The organism is Rhizobium ecuadorense, assembly GCF_001187535.1.
Lineage (GTDB): Bacteria > Pseudomonadota > Alphaproteobacteria > Rhizobiales > Rhizobiaceae > Rhizobium > Rhizobium ecuadorense.
The window spans coordinates 1-268 of sequence record NZ_LFIO01000733.1; the positions used below are offsets into that span (position 1 = coordinate 1).

Annotated in this window: 1 pseudogene; it reads right to left on the reverse strand. The window is 57.8% G+C overall.

The window, feature by feature from the left end:
• Positions 1–268, reverse strand: a pseudogene (locus tag AF337_RS13615) (sulfonate ABC transporter substrate-binding protein); the annotation flags it as partial.

Here is a 268-nt window from a genome sequence, read left to right on the forward strand (position 1 = left end):
CGTCACCTCAGCCGGCACGCCGGTGATTTCGGAAAGCTCCTTCACCGTTTCGTCGAGATTGCTCTGTGCCGACTTTCCGACCTTGGCAAGCTCATCGATCACGTCGACGACCACTTGCCCGTTGGCATCGGTGAAATCACGGTTGGCGAGGAAGAAACTGTAGGAGTCGACGCCGCCTTCAGCGGTCGTCAGGATACGTGTCTCCGGATCAGCTTCGGCAATCGCCAGATAAGGATCCCAAATCGACCAGGCGTCGATGCTGCCATTC